The organism is Saccharothrix sp. 6-C (assembly GCF_016695385.1).
GTDB classification, from domain to species: domain Bacteria; phylum Actinomycetota; class Actinomycetes; order Mycobacteriales; family Pseudonocardiaceae; genus Actinosynnema; species Actinosynnema texasense.
The window spans coordinates 2,900,054-2,924,704 of the sequence record NZ_CP064192.1 but is presented as its reverse complement, the minus strand read 5'-3'; the positions used below and the strand labels follow the sequence as shown (position 1 = coordinate 2,924,704).

Genomic DNA, 24,651 nt, shown 5'->3' with positions numbered 1-24,651 from the left:
CGCCCTAGCGTTGCCCTTGCAGCGAAACCGTTGTCCCGCAACGACAAGGAGCATCCCGATGACGAACCCCTTCGACCGCCAGGACGGCGAGTTCCTCGTGCTGGTCAACGACGAGGGCCAGCACTCGCTGTGGCCCGGCGACATCGCGGTCCCGGCCGGGTGGGACGTCACCCACGGCCCGGACACCCGCGCCGCCTGCCTGGAGCACATCGAGACCACCTGGACCGACCTGCGCCCGGCGAGCCTCGCCGCCCTGCGCGGCTGACGACACCCGCCCACGACACGCGACGACTGGGGAGCTGGTTTGCGGTGACCACGACACACCCGATCGACACGGCCCTCCCGGCCGTGCACGCACTGTTCGCCCGCCAGGCCGGGCGGACCCCCGACGCCACGGCGCTGGTGAGCGGACGGGACCGGGTGACCTACGGCGAGCTCGACGCCCGCGCCAACCGGCTGGCGCACCACCTGATCGGCTCGGGCGTGCGACCGGGCGACGTGGTCGGCGTGCGCCTGCCGCGCGGGGTGGAGCTGGTCGTCGCGGTGTTCGCGGTGCTGAAGGCGGGCGCGGCCTACACGGTCCTGGACCCCCGCTTCCCCGCCGCCCGGCTGATCGCGGTGTGCGAGCGGGCCGACGTCGACGTGGTCGTGACCGCGGACGGCGTCGGCGACCGCACCGCCGTGGACCCCGCCGCGCCCGAGGTCGCCGGGCTCCCCGCCACCGCCCCGCGGGTCGCCACCTCCCCGGACGACGTCGCGTGCGTCATGTTCACCTCCGGCTCGACCGGCGAGCCCAAGGGCGTCGTGGCGCCGCACCGGGCGCTGGTCCGCACCCTCACCGGCCAGGACTACGCCGGCTTCACCGCCGACGAGGTGTGGCTCCAGTGCTCCCCCGTCTCGTGGGACGCGTTCGCGCTGGAGCTGTTCGGCCCCCTGCTGCACGGCGCGACGTGCGTGCTGCAGGACGGCGAGACCCCCGACCCGGCCCTGATCGCCGACCTCGTGGCCGAGCACGGCGTGACGACCGCGCACTTCTCGGCCAGCCTGCTGAACTTCCTGCTCGACGAGCACCCCGCGGTGTTCGCGGGTCTGCGGGTGCTGATGACCGGCGGCGAGGCCGCGTCGACCCGGCACGTGGCGGCCCTGCTGGACCTGCGCCCGGACCTGCGGCTGGTGAACGGCTACTCGCCGGTCGAGAACATGATCTTCACGTTGTGCCACGACGTCACCCGCGACGACGCGCGCCGCGCGACCGTCCCGGTCGGCCGGCCGTTGGCGGGCAAGACCGCCGTCCTGCTCGGCCCGGACCTGCGCCCCGTCGCGCCCGGCGAGACCGGCGAGATCTACATGAGCGGCGGCCTGGCGCACGGCTACCTGAAGCAGCCGGGGCTGACCGCGCTGCGGTTCGTGGCGGACCCGACGCGGCCGGGCGGGCGGATGTACCGCACGGGCGACCTCGGCCGCCTGCGCGAGGACGGGGCCGTCGACTTCCTCGGCCGCGCCGACGACCAGGTGAAGATCCGCGGTTTCCGGGTCGAGCCCGGCGAGGTGCAGGCCGCGCTGACCGGTCACCCGGCCGTGCGGCAGGCGGCGGTCGTGGTCCGGGAGGACCGCCCCGGCGACAAGCGCCTGGTCGCCTACGTGGTGGCCGGCGGCACGACACCGCGCGAGCTGCGCGCCCACGTCGCCGGACGCCTGCCCGAGCACCTGGTGCCCTCGGCCGTGGTCCTGCTCGACGCGTTGCCCCGCACGGCGACCGGCAAGCTGGACCGGGCCGCGCTGCCCGCGCCCGGCGTCACGACGTCGGCCGACGCGCCCCGCACGGTGCCCGAGGAAGTCCTCTGCGGGCTGTTCGCCGACGTGCTCGGGCTGCCCGCGGTCGGCGCGCTGGACGACTTCCTCGACCTCGGCGGCCACTCGCTGCTGGTCGCGACCCTGGTCAGCCGGGTGCGCGCCGCGCTGGGCGTGGAGCTGCGCATCGCCGACGTGTTCGCCGCGCGCACGCCCCGGGCGCTGGCCGCCGCGCTGCCGTCGGCCGCGCCGGCCCGCCCGCCGGTCACCGCGGCCACCCGGCCCGAGGTGCTGCCGCTGTCGTTCGCGCAGTCCCGGCTGTGGTTCCTCGACCAGGTCGAGGGCGGCGCGACCTACACGATCCCGGTGACCGTGCGGCTGCGCGGCCCGCTCGACCCGCACGCCCTGCGTGCCGCCGTCGGCGACGTGGTGGCGCGGCACGAGTCGCTGCGCACCGTGTTCCCGGTCGTCGACGGCACGCCGGTGCAGCGGATCCTCGACCGGGCCGCGCCGGCGTGGTCCGAGCGCGCGTGCGCCGACCCCGACGAGCTGGTCCGCGCGTTGGCGGCCGAACCGTTCGACCTCGCCGTCGAACCGCCGCTGCGCGCCCACCTGCTGCGCCTGGCCGACGACGACCACGTGCTCCTGCTGGTGCTGCACCACATCGCGGGCGACGGCTGGTCGACCGCGCCGCTGCTGCGGGACCTGGCCGCCGCCTACCGGGCCCGTCTGGACGGCACGACGCCCGAGTGGCCGGCGCTGCCCGTGCAGTACGCGGACTACGCGCTGTGGGAGCAGGACTCCTGGCACGAGCACTGGCGCACCGCCCTGGCCGGCCTGCCGGAGGAGTCCACCCCGCCCGCCGACCGCCCCCGGTCCGCGATCCGGGGCACACGCGGCGACACCGTGCCCCTGGCGCTGGCCGCCGAGCCGCACGCCGCGTTGAAGGCGCTCGCCGGGCGGACCGGCAGCACCGTGTTCATGGTGCTGCACGCCGCCGTGGCCGCTCTGCTCACCCGCCTCGGCGCGGGCACGGACCTGGCGATCGGCACGCCCGTCGCGGGCCGGTCGGACGAAGCCCTGGACGAGCTGGTCGGCTTCTTCGTCAACACGCTCGTGCTGCGCACCGACACCTCCGGCGACCCCACGTTCACCGAGCTGCTGGCCCGCGTCCGCGAGGCGGACCTCGCCGCCTACGACCACCAGGACGTGCCCTTCGACCGGCTGGTGGAGGAGCTGAACCCGGCCCGCTCGCTCTCCCGGCACCCGCTGTTCCAGGTGATGCTGGTCCTGCAGAACACGCCGCCGGTGACGGTCGACTTCACCGGGCTGCGCGCCGAGCACCGGGTCGTGGACCTGGACGTGGCGAAGTTCGACCTCACCCTCGACCTCACCGAGACCGGCGACGGCCTCACCGGCGCGCTCAAGTACGCGACCGACCTGTTCGACCGCGCCACGGCCGAGCGGTTCGCCACCGCGCTCACCCGCCTGCTGACCGCGGTGGCCGCCGCGCCCGACACCCCGATCACCGCGATCGACCTGCTGGCCGCCGACGAGCGGGAACGCCTGCTGTCGACGTGGAACGGCGCGCCGGCGCGGGGTGACGACCGGCCCGCGCACGTCGTGTTCGCCGAGCAGGCGCGGCGCACGCCGGACGCGGTCGCCCTGGTGGCGGGCGGCACGGTCACCTACGCCGAGCTGGACGCGGCGGCGAACCGCCTGGCGCACCGGCTGGTCGAGGCCGGTGTCGTGCCGGGTGACGTGGTCGGCGTGCTGCTGGACCGGGACGCGACCCTGGTCACCGCGGTGCTGGCGGTGCTCAAGGCCGGCGCCGCGTACACCGTGCTGGACCCGAGGTTCCCGGCCGGCCGGCTCACCGCCGTGGCGGACCGGGCCGGGCTGCGGCACGTGGTGTCCACAGCGGGCTTCCCGGGCGTGACGACCGTGGACGTCACCGGCCTCGACGCGCTTCCCCCCACCGCGCCGGACGTCGTCGTCCACCCGGACGACCTGGCCTGCGTCATGTTCACCTCCGGTTCCACAGGGGAGCCGAAGGGCGTCCTGTCGACGCACCGCGCTCTCGTGGGCACGCTCACCGGTCAGGACTACGTCGAGTTCACCGCCGACGACGTGTGGTTGCAGTGCTCGCCGGTCTCGTGGGACGCGTTCGCGCTGGAGCTGTTCGGCCCGCTCCTGCACGGCGCGGCGTGCGTGCTGCAACCCGGCCACGTCACCGACCCGGCCGTCATCGCCGGCCTGCTCACCGAGCACGCCGTCACCACCGCGCACTTCTCCGCGAGCCTGCTCAACCACCTCGTCGACGAGCACCCCGAGGCCCTGCGGGGCGTGCGGCAGCTGATGACCGGTGGCGAGCCCGCGTCCGTGGCCCACGTCGGCCGGCTGCTGGCCGCGCGCCCGGACCTGCGGCTGGTCAACGGTTACTCGCCCGTCGAGAACATGATCTTCACGCTGTGCCGCGACATCGCCCTCGCCGACACGGGCCTGGCCACGATCCCGGTGGGCGCGCCGATCGCGGGCAAGCGGGTGTACGTGCTGGACGACCGGCTCACCCCGGTGCCGGTCGGCGTGCCCGGCGAGGCGTACATGACCGGCGGGCTCGCGCACGGCTACCTCGGCGCGCCCGGCCTGACCGCCGAACGGTTCGTCGCCGACCCGTTCGTGCCCGGCGGTCGCATGTACCGCACGGGCGACCTGGTGAAGTGGCAGGCCGTCAGCGGAGCCGACGATCAGACCCGGTCTGCGGTCCTCCACTTCCTCGGCCGGGTCGACGACCAGGTCAAGATCCGGGGCTTCCGGGTCGAGCCCGCCGAGGTCCGCACCGCCGTCGAGCGGCACCCCGGCGTGCGGCAGAGCGCGGTCGTGGTGCGGGACGAGCGGCTGGTGGCCTACGTGGTGGCCGAGCCGGGCTCCGCGCCGGACGCGGCGGTCCTGCGCGCGCACGTCGCCGACCTGCTGCCCGAACACCTGAGGCCGGCCGCGTACGTGCTGGTGGACGCCCTCCCGCTGACGCCGAACGGCAAGCTGGACCGGGCCGCGCTGCCCGCGCCGGAGCACGCGGCCGCGCCCCGCAGGGCCGCCCGCGGCGCGCGTGAGGAGATCCTGCGCGGTCTGTTCGCCGACGTGCTCGGCGTGCCCGAGGACCGGGTGGGCGCGCAGGACGACTTCTTCGCGCTCGGCGGCCACTCGCTGCTGGCGGCGAAGCTGGTGGCTCGCGTGCGGGCCGCGTTCGGCGTGGAGCTGGGCGTGCGGGACGTGTTCGCCGCGCCCGTGGTGGCCGACCTGGCGGCGCGCCTGGACGGGGCCTCGGCGGCGCGGCCGGCGCTGGTCGCCGGCGACCGGCCCGAGCGCCCGCCGCTGTCGCCGGCGCAGGCCCGCCTGTGGTTCCTGGACCAGGTCGACGGCGGCACGACGTACAACGTGCAGTTCGCCGCGCGGGTCACCGGGCCGGTGGACGCCGACGCGCTGGACCGGGCGGTCACGGACGTGGTGCTCCGGCACGAGCCGCTGCGGACGGTGTACCCCTCCGTCGACGGCGAGCCGTACCAGCGGGTGCTGGCCGAGGACGACGTCACGTCCGTGCTCACCGCCCACGACGTCGAGGCGGGTCGGCTGGACGCGGTGATCCGCGCCGAGTCGGGCCACCGGTTCGACCTCGCCACCCGGCCGCCGATCCGGGCGCACCTGCTGAGCACCGGCGAGCGCGACCACGTGCTGCTGGTGACGCTGCACCACATCGCCGGCGACGGCTGGTCGCTGCGCCCGCTGCTGGACGACCTCGCCACCGCCTACACCGCCCGGCTCGGCGGCGCCGCGCCGGCCTGGGCTCCCCTGCCCGTGTCCTACGTGGACTACGCGCGGTGGCAGCGGGACCTGCTGGGCGACGCCGACGACCCGACGTCCCGCCTGGCCCGCGACCTCGCGCACTGGCGGTCGGCGCTGGCCGGCCTGCCCGAAGGGTTGGACCTGCGCGCCGACCGCCCCCGGCCGGCCGTGCCGAGCCACCGGGGCGAGTCCCTGCCGCTGCGCGTGCCCGGCGCGGTGCACCGGGACCTGGTCGACCTGGCCCGCGCGCACGGCGTGACCCTGTTCATGGTGCTCCAGGCCGCGTTCGCCGCCCTGCTGACCAGGATGGGCGCGGGCACGGACCTGCCGATCGGGGCCGCCGTCGCCGGTCGCGCCGACGAAGCCCTGGACGACCTGGTCGGCTTCTTCGTCAACACGCTCGTGCTGCGCACCGACACCTCGGGCGACCCCACGTTCGCGGAGCTCCTGGCACGGGTCCGCGAGGCGGACCTCGCCGCCTACGACCACCAGGACGTGCCGTTCGAACGCCTCGTCGAGGAGCTGAACCCGGTCCGCAGCCCGGCCCGGCACCCCCTGTTCCAGGTCATGGTGGTGCTGCAGAACAACGCCGGCGCCGCCGTCGACCTGGCGGGCGCGACGTGCGTGCCGGAGCCGGTGCCCAACACCGCCGCGAAGTTCGACCTGACGCTCGCCGCGACCGAGACGGCGGACGGCATCGGCGGCTACCTGGAGTACGCGACGGACCTGTTCGACGCCGACACCACCGAACGCCTCCTGGCCCGCTTCACGTCCCTGCTGGGCGCCCTGGCGGCCGACCCGCACCGCCGGATCGGCGACGTCGACCTGCTGACCCCCGCCGAGCGGCACGACGTGCTGGCGGGGTGGAGCGACGGCGGACCGGCCGCGCCGCCCGCGACCGTGCACGCCCTGGTGGCCGCGCGGGCCGCGGCGACCCCGGACGCGGTGGCCCTGGTCAGCGGCGACCGCCGCGTGCCCTACCGCGCCCTGGTCGAGCGGGCGAACCGGCTGGCGCAGCACCTCGTGGCGGCCGGCGTGCGGCCCGGCGACGTGGTGGGCGTGCTGCTGGAGCGGGACGACGAGCTGGCGGTCGCGGTGCTCGCGGCCCTGACCGCCGGCGCGGGCTACACCGTGCTCGACCCGAAGTTCCCGGCCGCGCGCCTGGCCGACCTGGTGACCCGCACCGCGCCGCCGCTGGTCGTCACCGACTCCCGGCTGTCGGGGACCGTCGCGGGCACGCCGACCGTCCTCATCGACGCGGACGCGGCCGTGATCGCGGCGCGCCCGGCCACCCCGCCCGACGTGGCCACGACCCCGGACGACGTCGCGTGCGTCATGTTCACCTCCGGTTCCACCGGCGTGCCCAAGGGCGTCGTCGCGCCGCACCGGGCACTGGTGTCCACGCTCACCGGGCAGGACTACGCCGGGTTCGGACCGGGCGAGGTGTGGCTCCAGATCGCGTCGGTCTCGTGGGACGCCTTCGCCACCCAGCTGCTCGGGCCGCTGCTGCACGGCGGCACGTCCGTGCTGCTGCCCGGCCGCGACGTGGACCCGGCCGTGGTGGCGGCGCTGGTGGTCGAGCACGGCGTGACCGTCTTCGACGCCTCGGCGAGCCTGTTCGACCACGTGCTCGACGAGCACCCCGAGGTGTTCGCCACCGTGCGCCGGGCCATGACCGGCGGCGAGCCCGCGTCGCCCGCGCACGTGGCGAGGGCGCTGCGCGAGTTCCCGGGTGTCGCCCTGGTCAACGGCTACGGCCCGGCCGAGAGCATGGGCTTCACCACCACCCACGACATCACCGCCGCCGGCGCGGCGTCCGTCCCGATCGGCGGTCCGGTCGCCGGCAAGCGGGCCCACGTGCTGGACGACCGGCTGCGGCCCGTGCCGCCGGGGGTGGCGGGCGAGCTGTACGTGTCGGGCGAGGGCCTGGCGCACGGCTACCTGGGCGCGCCCGGCCTGACCGCCGAGCGGTTCGTGGCCCACCCGTTCCGGGCGGGCGAGCGCGCCTACCGGACCGGCGACCTGGCGCGCTGGCTGCCAAACGGGACGCTGGAGTACCTGGGCCGGGTCGACGACCAGGTCAAGATCCGGGGGTTCCGGGTCGAGCCCGGCGAGGTGCGGGCCGCCGTCACCGCGCACCCCGACGTGGCCGACGCGGCCGTGGTGGTGCGCGAGGACCGGCCCGGCGACAAGCGGCTGGTGGCCTACGTCGTCACGTCGACCCCGGTGGCCGAGGTGCGGGCGCACGTGGCGGCGCTGCTGCCGGAACACCTGCGGCCCGTCGCCTACGTGCCGCTGGACGCCCTGCCGCTGACCGCGAACGGCAAGCTCGACCGGTCCGCGCTGCCCGTGCCGGACCTGGCCGCGCCCGCGGCGCGCCGGCCGCGCACCGCCCGCGAGGAGATCCTCGTCGGGTTGTTCGCCGAGGTGCTGGGCGTCGCCGAGGTCGGTCTCGACGACGGGTTCTTCGACCTCGGCGGGCACTCGCTGCTGGCGGCGAAGCTCGTCGGCCGGGTCCGCGGCGCGCTCGACGCGGAGTTGGGCATCCGCGACCTGTTCGACGCGCCGACCCCGGCCGCGCTGATCGACCGCCTCGACGCGGCCCGCGCCGCGCGCACGCCGCCGCGGCCGGTGGACCGCCCGGAGTGGACGCCGCTGTCCCCGGCGCAGGCCCGCCTGTGGTTCGTGGACCAGTTGCGCGGCCCCAACCCCGCCTACAACGTCGCGCACACCGTCCGGTTGCGCGGTGAGCTGGACGTGGCCGCGTTGCGCGCCGCGCTGACCGACCTGGTCGGCAGGCACGAGGCGTTGCGGACCGTGTTCCCGTCGGTCGACGGCGAGCCGCGCCAGGTGGTGCGGCCGGCGGGCGACGTGGCCCTCCCCGTGCGCGAGGTGTCCGATGTGGACGAGACCGTGGCGCGGGCGGCGCGGGAGGCGTTCGACCTGACCGCCGAGCCGCCGGTGCGGGCCTCGCTGCTCCGCGTCGCGGCCGACCACCACGTGCTCCTGCTGGTGCTGCACCACATCGCGGGCGACGGCTGGTCCATGGGACCGCTGCTGCGCGACCTGGCCGACGCCTACACCGCCCGCCTGGCCGGCGAGGCGCCCGACTGGGAGCCGCTGCCCGTCCAGTACGCGGACTACACGCTGTGGCAGCGCGACCTGCTCGACGAGGTGGGCGACGCGCAGCTCGCGTTCTGGCGGCAGGCGCTCGACGACCTGCCGCACCAGGTGCCGCTGCCGCTGGACCACCCCCGGACGGCCGGGGGCGGCGCGGGCGGGCTGGTGGACGTGCGGCTGGACGCCGACCTGCACCGGGCGCTGCTGGACGTGGCGCGGGCGCACGGCGTGACCTTGTTCATGGTGCTCCAAGCCGCGTTCGCGACCGTGCTGACGAGGATGGGCGCGGGCACGGACGTGCCGCTGGGCGCGCCGGTCGCGGGCCGCGCGGACGAGGCGCTGGACGACCTGGTCGGCTTCTTCGTCAACACCCTCGTGCTGCGCACGGACACCTCCGGCGACCCGACGTTCACCGAGCTGCTGGCCCGCGTCCGCGAGACGGACCTCGCCGCGTTCGACCACCAGGACGTCCCGTTCGACCGGCTGGTCGAGGAGCTGAACCCGGCGCGCACGCCGGGCACGCACCCGCTGTTCCAGGTCGCGTTCGTGGTGCAGAACAACGCGGGCGCACGGCCGGAGCTGCCCGGCCTCCTGGTGGAGCTCGCGCCGGTCGACACGGGCGCGGCCAAGTTCGACCTCACGCTCAGCCTCGGCGAGGAGTACGACGGCGGCACGCCGACGGGCGTGGTGGGCGGCTTGGAGTACGCGGCCGACCTGGTCGAGCGGAGCACCGCGACCACGCTGGTGGACCGGCTGGTGGGCGTGCTGCGGGCCATCGCCGCCGACCCGGGCGTCCGGATCGGCCGGCTGGACGTGCTCACCCCGGCCGAGCGGGCGGTGCTCGCGGCCGGCTCGCCCGGCGCGCCGGCGCGGGTCGTGGACCACCGCACGGCGCACGAGGTCGTCGCCGGGCACGCGACCGCCACGCCGGACGCCACCGCCGTCGTGTTCGACGGCGTCCGCACGACCTACCGGGAGCTGGACGCGGCGGCCAACCGGATGGCCCACCACCTGCTCGACTGCGGCGTCCGCCCCGGCGACCTCGTGGGCGTCCTGCTCGACCGGAGCACCGGCCTGGTGGTGACCGTGCTCGCGGTGCTCAAGGCGGGCGCCGCGTTCACCCTGCTCGACCCCGGTTTCCCCGACGGGCGGGTGGCCGCGGTCCTGCGGGCCGCGAACGCGGTCGCGGTCGTGACGGACGCGGCCGGCCTGACCCGCCTGGACGGCGCGTACCGGATGCTGGACATCGCGGCGGACGTGAGCGGGCGACCCGACCACGCACCCGGGGTCGACGTCGATCCCGCCGCGCCGGCCTGCGTCATCTTCACGTCCGGCTCGACCGGCAAGCCCAAGGGCGTGCTCGCACCGCACCGCGCGGTGGTGCGCACCCTGATCGGCCAGGACTTCTTCGACGGCTCCCCGGAGCACGTCTGGTTGCAGAGCGCGCCGCTGCCGTGGGACGGCTTCGTGCTGGAGATGTTCGGCGCGCTGCTGTCCGGCGCGACGTCGGTGCTCCAGCCGGGGCAGGCGCCCGAACCGGCGCGGATCGCCGAGCTGGTCGCCGAGCACGGCGTGACCACGGTGTTCCTGTCCGCGAGCCTGCTCAACTACATGCTCGACGAGCACCCGGCCGTGTTCGACGTGCTGCGGGTGGTGATGACGGGCGGTGAGGCCGCGTCCGCGCCGTACCTGGCCAGGCTGGTGCGGGAGCACCCCGGTGTGCGGGTCGTCAACGGCTACGGACCGGCCGAGCACATGGTCTACACGAGCTTCCACGACGTGCGGCCGGAGGACGTCGAGGGCCCGGTGCCGATCGGCCTCGCCGTGGCCGACAAGCGGTCCTACGTGCTGGACGACCGCCTCGACCTCGTCCCGCCGGGTGTCGCCGGCGAGCTGTACGTCACGGGCGCCGGTTCCGCGCACGGTTACGCGGGCGAACCGGGCCTGACCGCCGAGCGCTTCGTCGCCTGCCCCTTCGAGCCCGGCCACCGCATGTACCGCACGGGTGACCTCGTGAAGTGGCGCCACGACGGCAGGTTGGAGTTCGTCGGCCGCGCGGACGACCAGGTCAAGATCCGCGGTTTCCGGATCGAGCCCGGCGAGGTGCGGGCGGTCGTGGACGCGCACCCCGGCGTGCGGCGCAGCGCGGTCGTGGTCCGGGAGGACCGGCCCGGTGACAAGCGGTTGGTCGCCTACGTCGTGCCCGAGGCCGGTTCCGCGCCCGATCACGCCGCGCTGGCGGCCCACGCGGCGGCCGTGCTGCCGAGCCACCTGCGGCCTTCCGCGTACGTGCTGCTCGACCGCATCCCGCTCAACGCCAACGGCAAGCTGGACCGGGCCGCGCTGCCCGCGCCGGCGGCCGGCTCCGGCGTCGGGCGGCGCGCGCCGCGCACACCCCGCGAGACGATCATGGTGGGGCTGTTCGCCGACGTGCTCGGGCTGACCGCCGACCGGGTGGGCGTCGACGACGACTTCTTCGCCCTCGGCGGGCACTCGCTGCTGGCGGCGAAGCTCGTCGGCCGCGTCCGGGCCGCGCTCGACGCGGAGCTCGCGATCCGCGACCTGTTCGACGCGCCGACGCCGGCCGGGCTGTGCGGCCGGCTGGACCGGGTCGCCGACCGCCCGGCGCTGACCGCCGCGCCGCGACCGGACGAGGTCCCCCTGTCCTACGCGCAGGCCCGGCTGTGGTTCATCGACCAGTTGGAGGGCGCGGGCGCGTCCTACAACGTGCCGCACACCGTGCGGCTGCGCGGTGGGCTCGACGTCGGGGCGCTGCACGCGGCGTTGACCGACGTGGTGCGGCGGCACGAGTCGCTGCGGACGGTGTTCCCCTCGATCGACGGCGTGCCGCAGCAGGTGGTGCGGCCGGCGGCGGACGTGGCGCTGCCGCTGCCCGTGCTCGACCTCACCGAGTCCGAAGTGGACGGTGTGGTCACGGCGGCGGCGCGGGAGGCGTTCGACCTCACCGCCGAGCTGCCCGTGCGGGCGTCGTTGCTGCGGGTCGCCGAGGACGACCACGTGCTGCTGCTGGTGCTGCACCACATCGCGGGCGACGGCTGGTCGATGGGCCCCCTGCTCGGCGACCTCACCGACGCCTACACGGCCCGGCTGGACGGCCGCGCCCCCGACTGGGCGCCGCTGCCCGTGCAGTACGCCGACTACGCGCTGTGGCAGCGCGAGCTGCTCGGCGACCCGGACGACCCGACGAGCCCGCTGGCCCGGCAGCTCGCGTTCTGGCGGCAGGCGCTGGCCGGGGTGCCCGACGAGCTGCCGCTGCCCGCCGACCGGGCCCGCCCGGCGACCGCGTCCGGCCGGGGCGAGTCGGTGCCGGTCGAGCTGGACGCCGAGCTGCACCGGGCGCTGCTCGACCTGGCCCGCACCACCGGCACCACGCCGTTCATGGTGCTCCAGGCCGGGTTCGCGGCCCTGCTGACCCGGCTCGGGGCGGGCACCGACGTGCCGGCCGGCTCACCGGTCGCGGGCCGCGCGGACGAGGCGCTCGACGAGCTGGTCGGGTTCTTCGTCAACACGCTCGTGCTGCGCACGGACACCTCGGGCGACCCGACGTTCCGGGAGCTGCTGGCCCGCGTCCGGGACGCCGACCTGGCCGCCTACGACCACCAGGACGTGCCGTTCGAGCGGCTGGTCGAGGAGCTGAACCCGACCCGGTCGCTGTCGCGGCACCCGCTGTTCCAGGTGATGCTGGTGCTGCAGAACACCGCGGCGGGCCGGGTGGCGATGCCCGGCCTGACCGCCGAGGTCAGGCCCGTGGACACGGCGAGCGCCAAGTTCGACCTCACCCTGGGGCTGCGCGAGGAGCACGACGACGCGGGCGCGCCCGCCGGCATCACCGGCAGCCTGGAGTTCGCGACCGACCTGTTCGACCGCGGCACCGCCGCCGCCCTGGCCACCCGCCTCACCAGGATGTTCGCCGCGGTCATCGCCGAGCCGGACACCCGGATCAGCCGGCCTGAGCTGCTCGACCGCCAGGAGCGGCGCGGGCTGCTGGCCGCCTGGACCGACACCTACGCCGACGCGCCGGTGGACCGCTGCGCCCACGAGCTGGTCGCGGCGCAGGCGCGGCGGACGCCCGACGCGGTGGCGCTGGTCCACGGCGAGGTCCGGGTGACCTACCGGGAGCTGGTGGACCGGGCGAACCGGCTGGCCCACGAGCTGGTCGCCCGCGGGGTGCGGGCCGGGCAGGTCGTCGGCGTGCTGCTGGACCGCGACGTGGACCTCGTCGTGGCCGTGCTGGGCGTGCTCACCGCGGGCGCCGGCTACACGGCGCTGGACCTGCGGTTCCCGCGTCGGCGGCTGGCCGGGCTGGTCGAGCGCGCCGGCACCCCGCTGGTGGTGACGTCGTCGTCGTTGGCCGACCGGCTGCCGGACGTGCCCGCGCTCGCGGTCGACGACCCCGGCACGGCCGCACGCGTCGCGCGCCACCCCGTGACGGCGCCGGGGGTGCGGGTGTCGCCCGAGGACGTCGCGTGCGTCATGTTCACCTCGGGGTCCACCGGTGTGCCCAAGGGCGTCGTCGCGCCGCACCGCGCGCTCGTCGGCACGCTGCTCAGCCAGGAGTACGTGGACTTCTCCCCCGACCACGTGTGGTTGCAGTGCTCGCCGGTGTCGTGGGACGCGTTCGCGCTGGAGCTGTTCGGGCCGCTGCTGGCGGGCGCCACGTGCGTGTTGCAGCCGGGGCCGACGCCGGAGCCCGCGGTGATCGACGCGCTCGTCGCCCGGCACGCGATCACCACCGTGCACCTGTCCGCGAGCCTGCTCAACCACCTGCTCGACGAGTACCCGACCGCGTTGGCCGGGGTGCGGCAGATCATGACCGGCGGCGAGCCGGCCTCGGTGGCGCACCTGCGCAAGCTGCTGGACCGCCACCCCGGCGTGCGGCTGGTCAACGGCTACTCGCCGGTGGAGAACATGATCTTCACGGTGTGCCACCAGGTGCGGCTGGAGGACACCGACCTGCCGTCGATCCCGGTCGGGCGGCCGATCGTCAACAAGGGCTTCTACGTGCTCGACGCGCACCTGAACCTGCTGCCGCCCGGCGTGGTCGGCGAGCTCTACATGACCGGCGTCGGCCTGGCCCGGGGCTACCTGGGCGCGGCGGCGCAGACCGCCGAGCGGTTCGTCGCCTGCCCGCACGGCAGCCCCGGCGAGCGCATGTACCGGACCGGTGACCTGGTGCGGTGGCTCTCCGTCGACGGAGTCGACGGAGAGCCACCGTCAGGGGTGCTCCACTTCCTGGGCCGCGCCGACGACCAGATCAAGATCCGCGGGTTCCGGGTGGAGCCGGGCGAGGTGTCCAACGCGCTGGCCCACCACCCGAGCGTCCGGCAGGCGGCCGTCGTGGCCCGCGAGGACCGGCCCGGTGACCGGCGGCTGGTGGCGTACGTGGTGGCGGAGCCCGGCGCGGAGCCCGACCCGGCGTCGCTGCGGGCGCACGCCGAAGAGCACCTGCCCGAGCACATGCGGCCCAGCGCGTACGTGCGGATGGACGTGCTGCCGCGCAACGCCAACGGCAAGCTCGACCGGGCCGCCCTGCCGCCGCCCGACTACCTCGACCGGCCCGCCGGGCGCACCCCGGCGACACCGCGCGAAGAGGTCCTGTGCGCGTTGTTCGCCGAGGTCCTCGGGCTGACCGGCGAGGTGGGCGCGGACGACGACTTCTTCGCCCTCGGCGGGCACTCGCTGCTGGTGACCCGCCTGATCAGCCGGGTGCGCACGGCCTTCGGGGCCGAGCTGTCCATCAAGTCCGTGTTCGAGAACCGCACGGTGGCCGCGCTCGCGGAGCGCCTGGGCCACGCCGAACAAGCCCGCCCCGCGCTGCGGCGCCGGGTCCGCCCGGAGGAGGTCAAGTGAGCGCGCCGAGCATCCCCCTGTCGTTCACCCAGCGGCGGCTGTGGTTCCTCAGCCGGGCCGAGCCCGGCGCCACCTACAACATCCCGGTCGCGCTGCGGCTGCGCGGTGACGTGGACGTGGCGGCGCTGCGGGCCGCGCTGGGCGACGTCGTGGCCCGGCACGAGGTGCTGCGCACCGCGTACCCGGAGGTCGACGGCCGGCCGTGCCAGGACATCCGACCGGTGTCGGCGGTGGACCTGCCGGTGACGGTCGTGGCGGCGGACGAGCTGACCTCGGCGCTGGAGGACGCGGCGCGGCACGTGTTCGACCTGACCGCCGCGCCGCCGGTGCTCACCCGCCTGTTCCGGGTGGCCGGCGACGACCCGGTGCTGCTGGTGCTGCTGCACCACATCGCGGGCGACGGCGGGTCGACCGGGCCGCTCACCCGCGACCTGGCGACCGCCTACGCGGCCCGACTCGCCGGACGCGCGCCGCGGTTCCCCGAGCTGCCGGTGCAGTACGCCGACTACACCTACTGGCAGCAGGACGTGCTGGGCGACCCCGACGACCCGGACAGCCGGTTCGCCCGGCAGGCGCGGCACTGGGCGCGGACGTTGGCGGACCTGCCGGTCGAGGTGGGCTTCCCCGCCGACCGGGCGCGTCCGGCCACCGCCGGGCACCGGGGCGACTCGGTGCCGCTGGCCGTGCCCGCGCCGGTGCACCGGGCGTTGGCCGACCTCGCCGCCGACACCGGGGCGACGCTGTTCATGGTGGCGCAGGCCGCGGTGGCCGCGTTGATCACCCGGCACGGCGGCGGCGCGGACGTGCCGCTCGGCACGGCGGTCGCGGGCCGGTCCGACGAAGCCCTCGACGACCTGGTCGGGTTCTTCGTCAACACGCTCGTCCTGCGCGCCGACACCTCGGGCGACCCCACGTTCGCCGAGCTGCTGGCCAGGGTCCGCGACGCGGTGCTGACCGCGTACTCCCACCAGGACGTGCCGTTCGAGCGGGTCGTGGAGGAGCTGAACCCGCCGCGCTCGCCGGCCCGCCACCCGCTGTTCCAGGTGATGCTGGTGCACAGCACCGAGGGCGCCGCCGACGCCGACGGGTTCTTCGAACCGGTGCCGCTGGGCACCGGCGCGGTGAAGTTCGACATGACCATCGCGTTCCGCGAGCGGACCGACGGCCTGCTGGTCGACTGGGACTACTCCGTCGACCTGTTCGACCGGTCCACCGTCGCCGCGTTCGGCCGGCGGTTGGTCCGGCTGCTGACCGCCGTCGCCGCCGACCCGCACACCCCCATCGGCTCGCTGCCGATCCTGGACGACGACGAGCGCGCCGCGCTGACCGCACCCGGCCACGCGCACCTCGACGCGACCGTGCACGAGCTGTTCGCCGCACGGGCCGCCGAGGCGCCGGAGAAGACCGCGCTGGTCCACGACGGCGGCCGCGTCACGTACGCCGAGCTGGACCGGTGGGCCAACCGGATCGCCCACCGGGTGCCGGCCGGCGTGGTGGTCGGCGTGCACCTCGACCGCGGGCCGGCGCTGGTGGCCGCGCTGCTCGGGGTGCTCAAGGCGGGCAGCGGCTACACGTTGCTGGACACCGCCTTCCCCGCCGACCGGCTGCGCGGGGCCCTGCGGCGGGCGGGCGCCACCGTGGTCGTCGGCGAGCCGCTCGACGGGGTCGACGCCCGGTTCGTGGACCCCTGCGCGCCCGGCCCGGACCACGCGCCCGAGGTGCGGGTCTCGCCCGAGGCGCCCGCCGTCGTCATGTTCACCTCCGGCTCGACCGGTGAGCCGAAGGGCGTGCTCGCGCCCCACCGCGCGCTGGTCGCGACGCTCACCGGTCAGGACTACGCCGAGTTCGACGCCGACCAGGTGTGGCTCCAGGCCGCGCCGGTCTCGTGGGACGCCTTCGCCACCGAGCTGCTGGGCGCGCTGCTGCACGGCGGCACGTGCGTGCTCCACCCGGCCGGGCCGCCGGACCCCGCCGACATCGCCCGGTTGACGGTCGAGCACGGCGTCACCGTGTTCAAGGCCTCCGCCAGCCTGTTCAACCACGTGCTCGACGAGCACCCCGAGGTGTTCGCCACCGTGCGCCGGGCCATGACCGGCGGCGAACCCGCGTCACCCGCGCACGTGGCGAAGTCCCTGGCGGAGCACCCGCACGTGCGGCTCACCAACGGCTACGGCCCGGCCGAGAGCATGGGCTACAGCACCGCGCGCGAGCTCACCGCCGCCGACCTGGCCGCGCGGTCGGTGCCGATCGGCCGTCCGGTGGCGGGCAAGCACGGCTACGTGCTGGACGGGCGGCTGGCGCTCGTGCCGCCCGGCGGTGTCGGCGAGCTGCACCTGGCGGGCGCGGGTCTCGCGCACGGCTACCTGGGCGCGCCGGCCGCGACCGCCGAGCGGTTCGTGGCGGACCCGTTCCGGCCGGGACGGCGGATGTACCGCACGGGCGACCTGGTGCGGCTGCGGCACGACGGCGTGCTGGAGTACGTGGGCCGGGTCGACGACCAGGTGAAGCTGCGCGGGTTCCGGGTGGAGCCGGCCGAGGTCCGCGCGGCCGTCGACCGGCACCCCGACGTGCGGCAGAGCGCGGTGGTGGTCCGCGAGGACCGGCCCGGCGACCCCCGGCTGGTGGCGTACGTGGTCGGTCGCGTGACGCCCGCCGAGGTGCGCGGGCACGTCGCCGGGCTCCTGCCCGAGCACCTGGTGCCGTCGGCGGTCGTCGTGCTGGACGAGCTGCCGCGCACGCCCAACGGCAAGCTGGACCGGCGTGCCCTGCCCGCACCCGCTCACGCGGCGGGCGACGGCGAGCCGCGCACCCCGCAGGAGGAGATCCTGTGCGGCCTGTTCGCGGTGGTGCTGGGGCTGGCGGCGCCGGCCGGCGCGGAGGACGACTTCTTCGCGCTCGGCGGGCACTCCCTGCTCGCCACCCGGCTGGTGGGCCGGGCGCGCGCCGCCCTGGGCGCGAAACTCGGCATCCGCGACCTGTTCGCCTCGCCGACCCCGCGCGGCCTCGCGTCCCGCCTCACGGCTGCGACCTCCGCCCGCCCCGTCCTGCGGCCCCTCGACCGGCCCGACCCGTTGCCGCTGTCGCACGCGCAGCGACGCCTGTGGGTGGTGGACCAGCTCGGCTCGGCGGCCTACAACTCGCCGTGGGCGCTGCGGCTGCGCGGCGAGCTGGACGTGCCCGCGCTGCGCGCCGCCCTCGCGGACGTGGTGGACCGGCACGAGTCGCTGCGCACGGTGTTCCCGCAGGTGGACGGCGAACCGGTGCAGCGGGTGCTGGACACCGCGCCGGAACTCGCGGTCGTGACCACCGACGACGTGGACGCGGCCGTGGCGGGGCTGTCGGCGCACGCGTTCGACCTCGCCGTCGAACCGCCGCTGCGGGCACACCTGCTGGTGGTCTCCCCGGTCGAGCACGTGCTCGTGCTGGTGCTGCACCACATCGCCAGCGACGGCTGGTCGAAGGCGCCGCTGCTGCGCGACCTCACCACCGCGTACACCGCCCGCGCCGGGGGTGCCGCCCCCGACTGGGCGCCGCTGCCCGTGCAGTACGCGGACTACGCGCTGTGGCAACGGGACCTGCTCGGGGCCGAGGACGACCCGGGCAGCCTCGTCTCCACCCAGCTCGCGTTCTGGCGCGACACCCTCGCCGGCGTGCCCGAACAGCTGGACCTGCCCGCGGACCGGCCGCGACCGGCGGTGCCGTCCGGGCGGGGCGGGCTGGTGGCGGCCGAGTTCGGGCCGGCCACCCGGGACGCGGTGCGCGCGCTGGCCGACGCGACCGGCAGCACGACGTTCATGGTGCTGCACGCCGCCTTGGCCGCGCTGCTGACCCGGCTGGGCGCGGGCACGGACATCCCGATCGGCTCGCCCGTCGCGGGCCGCACCGACGAGGCGCTGGACGACGCGGTCGGGTTCTTCGTCAACACGCTCGTGCTGCGCGCCGACACCTCCGGCGACCCCGCGTTCGGCGAGCTGCTGGCCCGGGTGCGCGCCGCCGACCTGGCCGCCTACGACCACCAGGACGTGCCGTTCGAGCGGGTCGTGGAGGAGCTGAACCCGGCCCGGTCGCTGTCGCGGCACCCGCTGTTCCAGGTGACGCTGGTGGTGCAGAACAACGCGGACGGCGAGGGGTCGTCCCTGCCCGGCCTGACCGTCGAGCCCGTGCCCGCCTGGACGCCCACGGCCAAGTTCGACCTGGTGCTGGCGTTCGCCGAGCACGACGGCGGCCTGACCGCGAACCTGGAGTACGCGGTCGACCTGTTCGACGAGGACACCGCCCGGTCGCTGGTGACGCGACTGGAACGCCTGCTCGCCTCCGCCGACCCGGCCACCCGGCTCAGCGACCTCGACGTCCTCGTGCCCGGCGAGCGGGACCGCGTGCTCGTCGAGTGGAACGACACCGCCGCGCCGGTCGACGTGTGGGAGTCCGTGCCGGCGCTGGTGGCCCGGTGGGTGCGGGAGACACCGGACGCGACCGCCCTCGGCTCGGCGGCGGGCGGTCTGACGTTCGCCGGGCTGGACGGCGCGGCGAACCGGGTGGCGAACCGGCTGCTCGCGCTCGGCGTGCGGCCCGGCTCGGTCGTCGGGGTCTGCCTGCGCCGCTCGCCCGCCGGTGTCGCCGCGCTGCTGGGCGTGCTGCGGGTCGGCGCCGCCTACCTGCCGCTGGACCCCGACTACCCGGCCGAACGCCTGGCGCACATGCTCGCCGACTCCGCGACGCCCGTGGTGGTGACCGAGCGGGCCTTGCGCGACCTCGTGACCGGGCCGCCGGTCGTGTGCCTCGAAGACCTGAGCGACTCGCCGGACACGCCGGTGGACGTGCCGGTGCACCCGAGGGACGCCGCCTACGTGATCTACACGTCCGGCTCCACCGGCCGCCCCAAGGGCGTCGTCGTCGACCACCACGGGTTCGCCGACCTGTGCACCTCGCACGTCCGCGAGTACGGCATCACGCCCGCCGACCGGGCCGGGCACGTCGCCGCGCAGGGCTTCGACGCGGCGGTCTGGGAGATCTGGCCGCAGCTGACGGCGGGCGCGTCCGTGCACCTGCCCGACGCGCACGTCCTGGCCGACGACGACGCGCTCGTGGCGTGGATCGCCGACACCGGCCTCACCACCTGCTTCCTGCCGACACCGCGCCTGGAGCTGGTCCTGGACGACCTGGCGGACCGGCCGACCGCGTTGCGCGCCCTGCTCACCGGCGGTGACGCGCTGCGCCGCCGGCCACCCGCGCACACCGCGTTCCGGCTGCGCAACCTGTACGGGCCGACGGAGTTCTCGGTCGTGGCCACGGGCGCCGACGTGCCGCCGGACGCGCGGGCCGACGTCCCGCCGCCCATCGGCCGCCCGGTCGCGAACACCCGCGCGCTCGTGCTGGACGCCCGGCTGCGGCCGGCGCCCGTCGGCGTGGTCGGCGAGCTGTACCTGGCGGGCGCGGGCCTGGCGCGCGGCTACCACGACCGGCCCGGGCTGACCGCCGAGCGGTTCACCGCGTGCCCGTTCGGCGAGCCGGGCGAGCGCATGTACCGGACCGGCGACCTGGTGCGGTGGAACGCGCGGGGCGAGCTGGAGTTCGCCGGGCGGGCCGACCAGCAGGTGAAGCTGCGCGGGTTCCGCATCGAGCTGGGCGAGGTCGAGTCCGTGCTGGCGGCCCACCCGGCGGTGGCGCACGCGGCGGTCGTGGTCCGCGAGGACCGGCCGGGCATGAAGACCCTGGCCGGGTACGTCGTGCCGCGCGGAGCGCTCGACACCGGCGTCCTGCGGGCGCACCTCGCGACCGTGCTGCCGGAGCACATGGTGCCGACCGCGCTGGTCGTGCTCGACGCGCTCCCGCTGACCCCCAACGGCAAGCTCGACCGCCGCGCCCTGCCCGTCCCGGAGCTCGTCACCGGTCGCCGCGCGCCGCGCACGCCGCGCGAGGAGATCCTGTGCGGCCTGTTCGCCGAGCTGCTGGGCGTGCCCTCGGTGGGGCCCGACGACGACTTCTTCGACCTGGGCGGGCACTCGTTGCTGGCCACCCGCCTGGTCAGCCGGGTCCGCACCGCGCTGGACGCCGAGCTGACCGTGGCCGAGCTGTTCGCCAACCCCACGCCCGCCGGGCTGGGCACGTGCCTGGACCGCGGCCCGGCCGCCCGGCCCGCCCTGCGCCCCGCCGCGCGGCCCGACCTGGTGCCGTTGTCGTTCGCGCAACGCCGCCTGTGGTTCGTGAACCGGCTCGACGAGGAGAACCCGAGCTACGCGGTACCGGTCTCGTTGCGGCTGCGCGGTGCGGTGGACGTGCCCGCGCTGCGCGCCGCGCTGGCCGACGTGGTGGCGCGGCACGAGGCGCTGCGCACCGTGTTCCCCGAGGTCGGCGGCACACCCCACCAGCAGGTGCGCCACGGCGTCACGGCGCCGTTCACGCTGCTCGACCGCGCGCCCGGCGACCTCGACGCGGTGCTGCGCAGGCTCGTCTCGGCGCCGTTCGACCTGACCGCGGACCTGCCGCTGCGCACCGCCCTGATCCGGCTGGCCGACGACGAGCACGTGCTCCTGCTGGTGCTGCACCACATCGCGGGCGACGGCTGGTCCATGGGACCGCTGCTGCGCGACCTGGCCGACGCCTACACCGCCCGCCTCGACGACCGGGCCCCCGCCTGGACACCGCTGCCCGTCCAGTACGCGGACTACACGCTGTGGCAACGCGACCTGCTCGGCGACGAGGACGACCCGGACGGGCCGTTCGCGCACCGGATCGCGTTCTGGGCCGACGCGCTGGCCGGCGTGCCCGACGAGCTGGCGCTGCCCGCCGACCGGCCCCGGCCCGCGACGTCCGCGCAGACCGGCGGCCGGGTGCCGCTGGCGCTGGACGCCGACCTGCACCGCGCCGTGCTCGACCTGGCCCGCCGCACCAGGACCACGCCGTTCATGGTGTTCCAGGCCGCGCTGGCGACGCTGCTGACCCGGGTCGGCGCGGGCGTGGACATCCCGATCGGCACGCCGGTCGCGGGCCGCACCGACGAAGCCCTCGACGACCTGGTCGGCTTCTTCGTCAACACCCTCGTGCTGCGCACCGACACCTCCGGCGACCCCACGTTCACCGAGCTGCTGGCCCGCGTCCGCGACACCGACCTCGCCGCCTACGACCACCAGGACGTGCCGTTCGAACGGCTGGTGGAACGGCTCAACCCGCCCCGCTCGCTCACCCGCCACCCGCTGTGCCAGGTGCTGCTGACCCTCCAGAACACCGGTGACGCGCACCTCGCGCTGCCCGGCCTGACCGCGGAGCCGGTGGGCGTCACGTCCGGCACCACGGCGTTCGACCTGAGCCTCGGCCTGCGCGAGACCCGCGCGGGCGACGGCTCGCCCGCCGGCGTCGACGGCGCCCTCCTCTACCGGGAGGACCTGTTCGACGCCGGCACCGCCCGCTCCCTGGCCGAGCGGCTCGTCCGCGTCCTGGCCGCCGCGACCGCGGACCCGGACGTCCGGCTGGGCGACGTGGACCTCCTCGGCGACGACGAGCGCGACCGGGTGCTGGTGGCGTGGAACGACACCGAGCGGACCGTGCCGGACACCACGCTGCCCGCCCTGTTCGCCGCGCAGGCCCGCCGCACGCCCGACGCCGTCGCGCTGATCGCCGACGGCGAGCGCCTGACCTACGCCGGGCTGGACGCCCGGATCGACCGGCTCGCCGCGGCGCTGCACGCCGCGGGCGCCGGCCGGGACCGGGTGGTGGCCGTGCTGCTGCCCCGGTCGGTGGACCTGGTCGTCGCGCTGCACGCCGTGCACCGGGCGGGCGCGGCCTACCTGCCCGTGGACCCCGGCTACCCGGCCGAGCGGGTGGCGTTCATGCTCGCCGACGCCGACCCCGTGCTGGTCCTCGACGCGGACACCCTGCGGGGCCTGGAGGACGGGCCGGCCGGCCCGCTGCCGGAGGTGCTTCCCGGCGACCCGGCCTACGTCATCTACACCTCCGGCTCCACCGGGCGTCCCAAGGGCGTGGTGGTCGAGCACCGCGCGATCGTCAACCGGCTGTTGTGGATGCAGGACGAGTACCGCCTCGGCCCGGACGACCGGGTGCTGCAGAAGACGCCGTCGAGCTTCGACGTGTCGGTGTGGGAGTTCTTCTGGCCCTTCCAGGTGGGCGCGGCGCTCGTCGTGGCCCGTCCGGACGGGCACCGCGACCCCGCGTACCTGGCCGACGTGATCCGCCGGGAAGGCGTCACCACGGCGCACTTCGTGCCGTCGATGCTGGACGCGTTCGTCGCGCACCTGGAGGAGTCCGGCGGGCGGTGCGCCGACCTGGTCCGGGTGGTGTGCAGCGGCGAGGCCCTGCCGACCGCGCTGGCCCGCCGGTTCGCCGCGGTCTCCGACGCGGGCCTGCACAACCTGTACGGGCCGACGGAAGCCGCGGTGGACGTGACCTCCCACGCCGTGCGCGGCGACGAGACCACCGCGACGATCCCGATCGGGCGCCCGGTGTGGAACACCGGCGTGCACGTGCTGGACGACCGGCTGCGGCCCGTGCCGCCGGGCGTGCCCGGCGAGCTGTACCTGACCGGCGTGCAGCTGGCCCGCGGCTACCACGCGCGGCCGGGGCTGACCGCGCAGCGGTTCGTCGCGTCGCCGTTCACGCCGGGCGCGCGGGTGTACCGGACCGGCGACGTCGTGCGGTGGTGCGGCGAGGGCGTGCTGGAGTACCTGTCGCGGGCCGACGACCAGGTGAAGGTCCGCGGCCTGCGGATCGAGCCGGACGAGATCGCCGCCGTGCTCCAGGACCACCCGGACGTGGCCCGCGCCGCCGTCGTGGCCCGCGAGCACGCGCCCGGCGACCTGCGGCTCGTCGCCTACGTCGTCGCGGCGGGCGACCGCGTGCCGGAGGAGTCGGCGCTCCGGTCGCACGCCGCGGCGCGGTTGCCCGAGCACATGGTGCCGTGGGCCGTGGTGGTGCTCGACGACATCCCGGTCGGCCCGAGCGGCAAGCTGGACCGCGAGGCGCTGCCCGCGCCGGCCGTCCGGTCGACCGGCCGGGCGCCGTCCTCACCCGCCGAGGAGGCGCTGGCGGCGCTGTTCGCCGACGTGCTCGGCGTGCCCGCGGTCGGCGTGGACGACGGGTTCTTCGACCTGGGCGGGCACTCCCTGCTGGCGACCCGGCTCGTGGCGCGCATCGGCGCGGAGTTCGGCGTGCGGCTGGGCGTGCGGGCGGTGTTCGAGGCGCCCACGGTGGCCGCGATGGCACGGCGGCTGCACGACGGCGCGACCGAGGACGCGCCACCCCCCGTGCTGCTCCCGTTGCGCGCCGATGGCTCCGCCGCGCCGCTGTTCTGCGTGCACCCGGCGGCCGGCGTCGGCTGGGTGTACGCGGGCCTGCTGCCGCACCTGCCCGACCGGCCCGTGTACGCCCTGCAGGCCCGGGGGCTGTCGCAGCCGGACGCCCGGCCCACGAGCCTGGCCGGGATGGCCAAGGACTACCTCGACCAGGTGCGCGCCGTGCAGCCCACCGGGCCGTACCACCTGCTCGGCTGGTCGTTCGGCGCGGGCGTGGCGCACGCGATGGCCGCCGCCCTGCGCGAGGAGGGCGAGCAGGTGGCCACCCTGGCGCTGCTGGACGGCTACCCCACCGCGCCCACCGGTGACGTGCACTCCGCCCGCGACCCGCGGGTGCTGGCCGCGTTGCTGCGCTCCCTCGGCTACCCCGACGACCCCGCGCCGGTGTCGGTGGCGGACTTCGCGGCCCGCGTCGCGGACGGGCCGCTCGCCGACGTGGTGCCCGCCCGGCTCGCCGACCTCGCCGAGGTCTTCGCCGACAACCTGACCCTGATGGGCGAGGGCACCACCGCCCGCTTCGACGGCGACGTGCTGTTCTTCGCCGCCACCGCCGACAAGACCGACCTGTCCCCCGTGCCCGCCGACTGGCGCGCGCACATCACCGGCGACGTCGACGCGCACCGCGTCGACTGCCGGCACGGCGACCTGACCCGGCCCGGCCCGCTGGCCGCCGTCGGCGCGGTGCTCGCCGCCCACCTGGAGAACCACTCGTGAGGAGAAC

General features: G+C 76.1%; 3 protein-coding genes. All 3 read left to right on the top strand.

The window, feature by feature from the left end; all coding sequences use genetic code 11:
* Nucleotides 1–58 precede the first annotated feature (58 nt).
* Genes IOD16_RS12920 through IOD16_RS12910 form a run of 3 tightly spaced genes read left to right on the top strand, consistent with a single transcriptional unit; the run spans nucleotide 59 to nucleotide 24,644 of the window.
* Nucleotides 59–265, top strand: coding sequence for an MbtH family protein (locus tag IOD16_RS12920; protein WP_123742020.1), 207 nt, complete (start codon nucleotides 59–61; stop codon nucleotides 263–265).
* Between the two features lie 44 nt (nucleotides 266–309).
* Complete coding sequence (locus tag IOD16_RS12915) at nucleotides 310–14,625, top strand: non-ribosomal peptide synthetase (protein WP_201440236.1); 14,316 nt, start codon at nucleotides 310–312, stop codon at nucleotides 14,623–14,625.
* Nucleotides 14,622–24,644 carry a non-ribosomal peptide synthetase gene (locus tag IOD16_RS12910; protein WP_201440235.1) on the top strand — a complete coding sequence of 3,341 codons (10,023 nt, stop codon included), beginning with the start codon at nucleotides 14,622–14,624 and terminating at the stop codon, nucleotides 24,642–24,644. The genes IOD16_RS12915 and IOD16_RS12910 overlap by 4 nt, the downstream gene beginning before the upstream one ends.
* The last annotated feature ends 7 nt before the right edge of the window (nucleotides 24,645–24,651 follow it).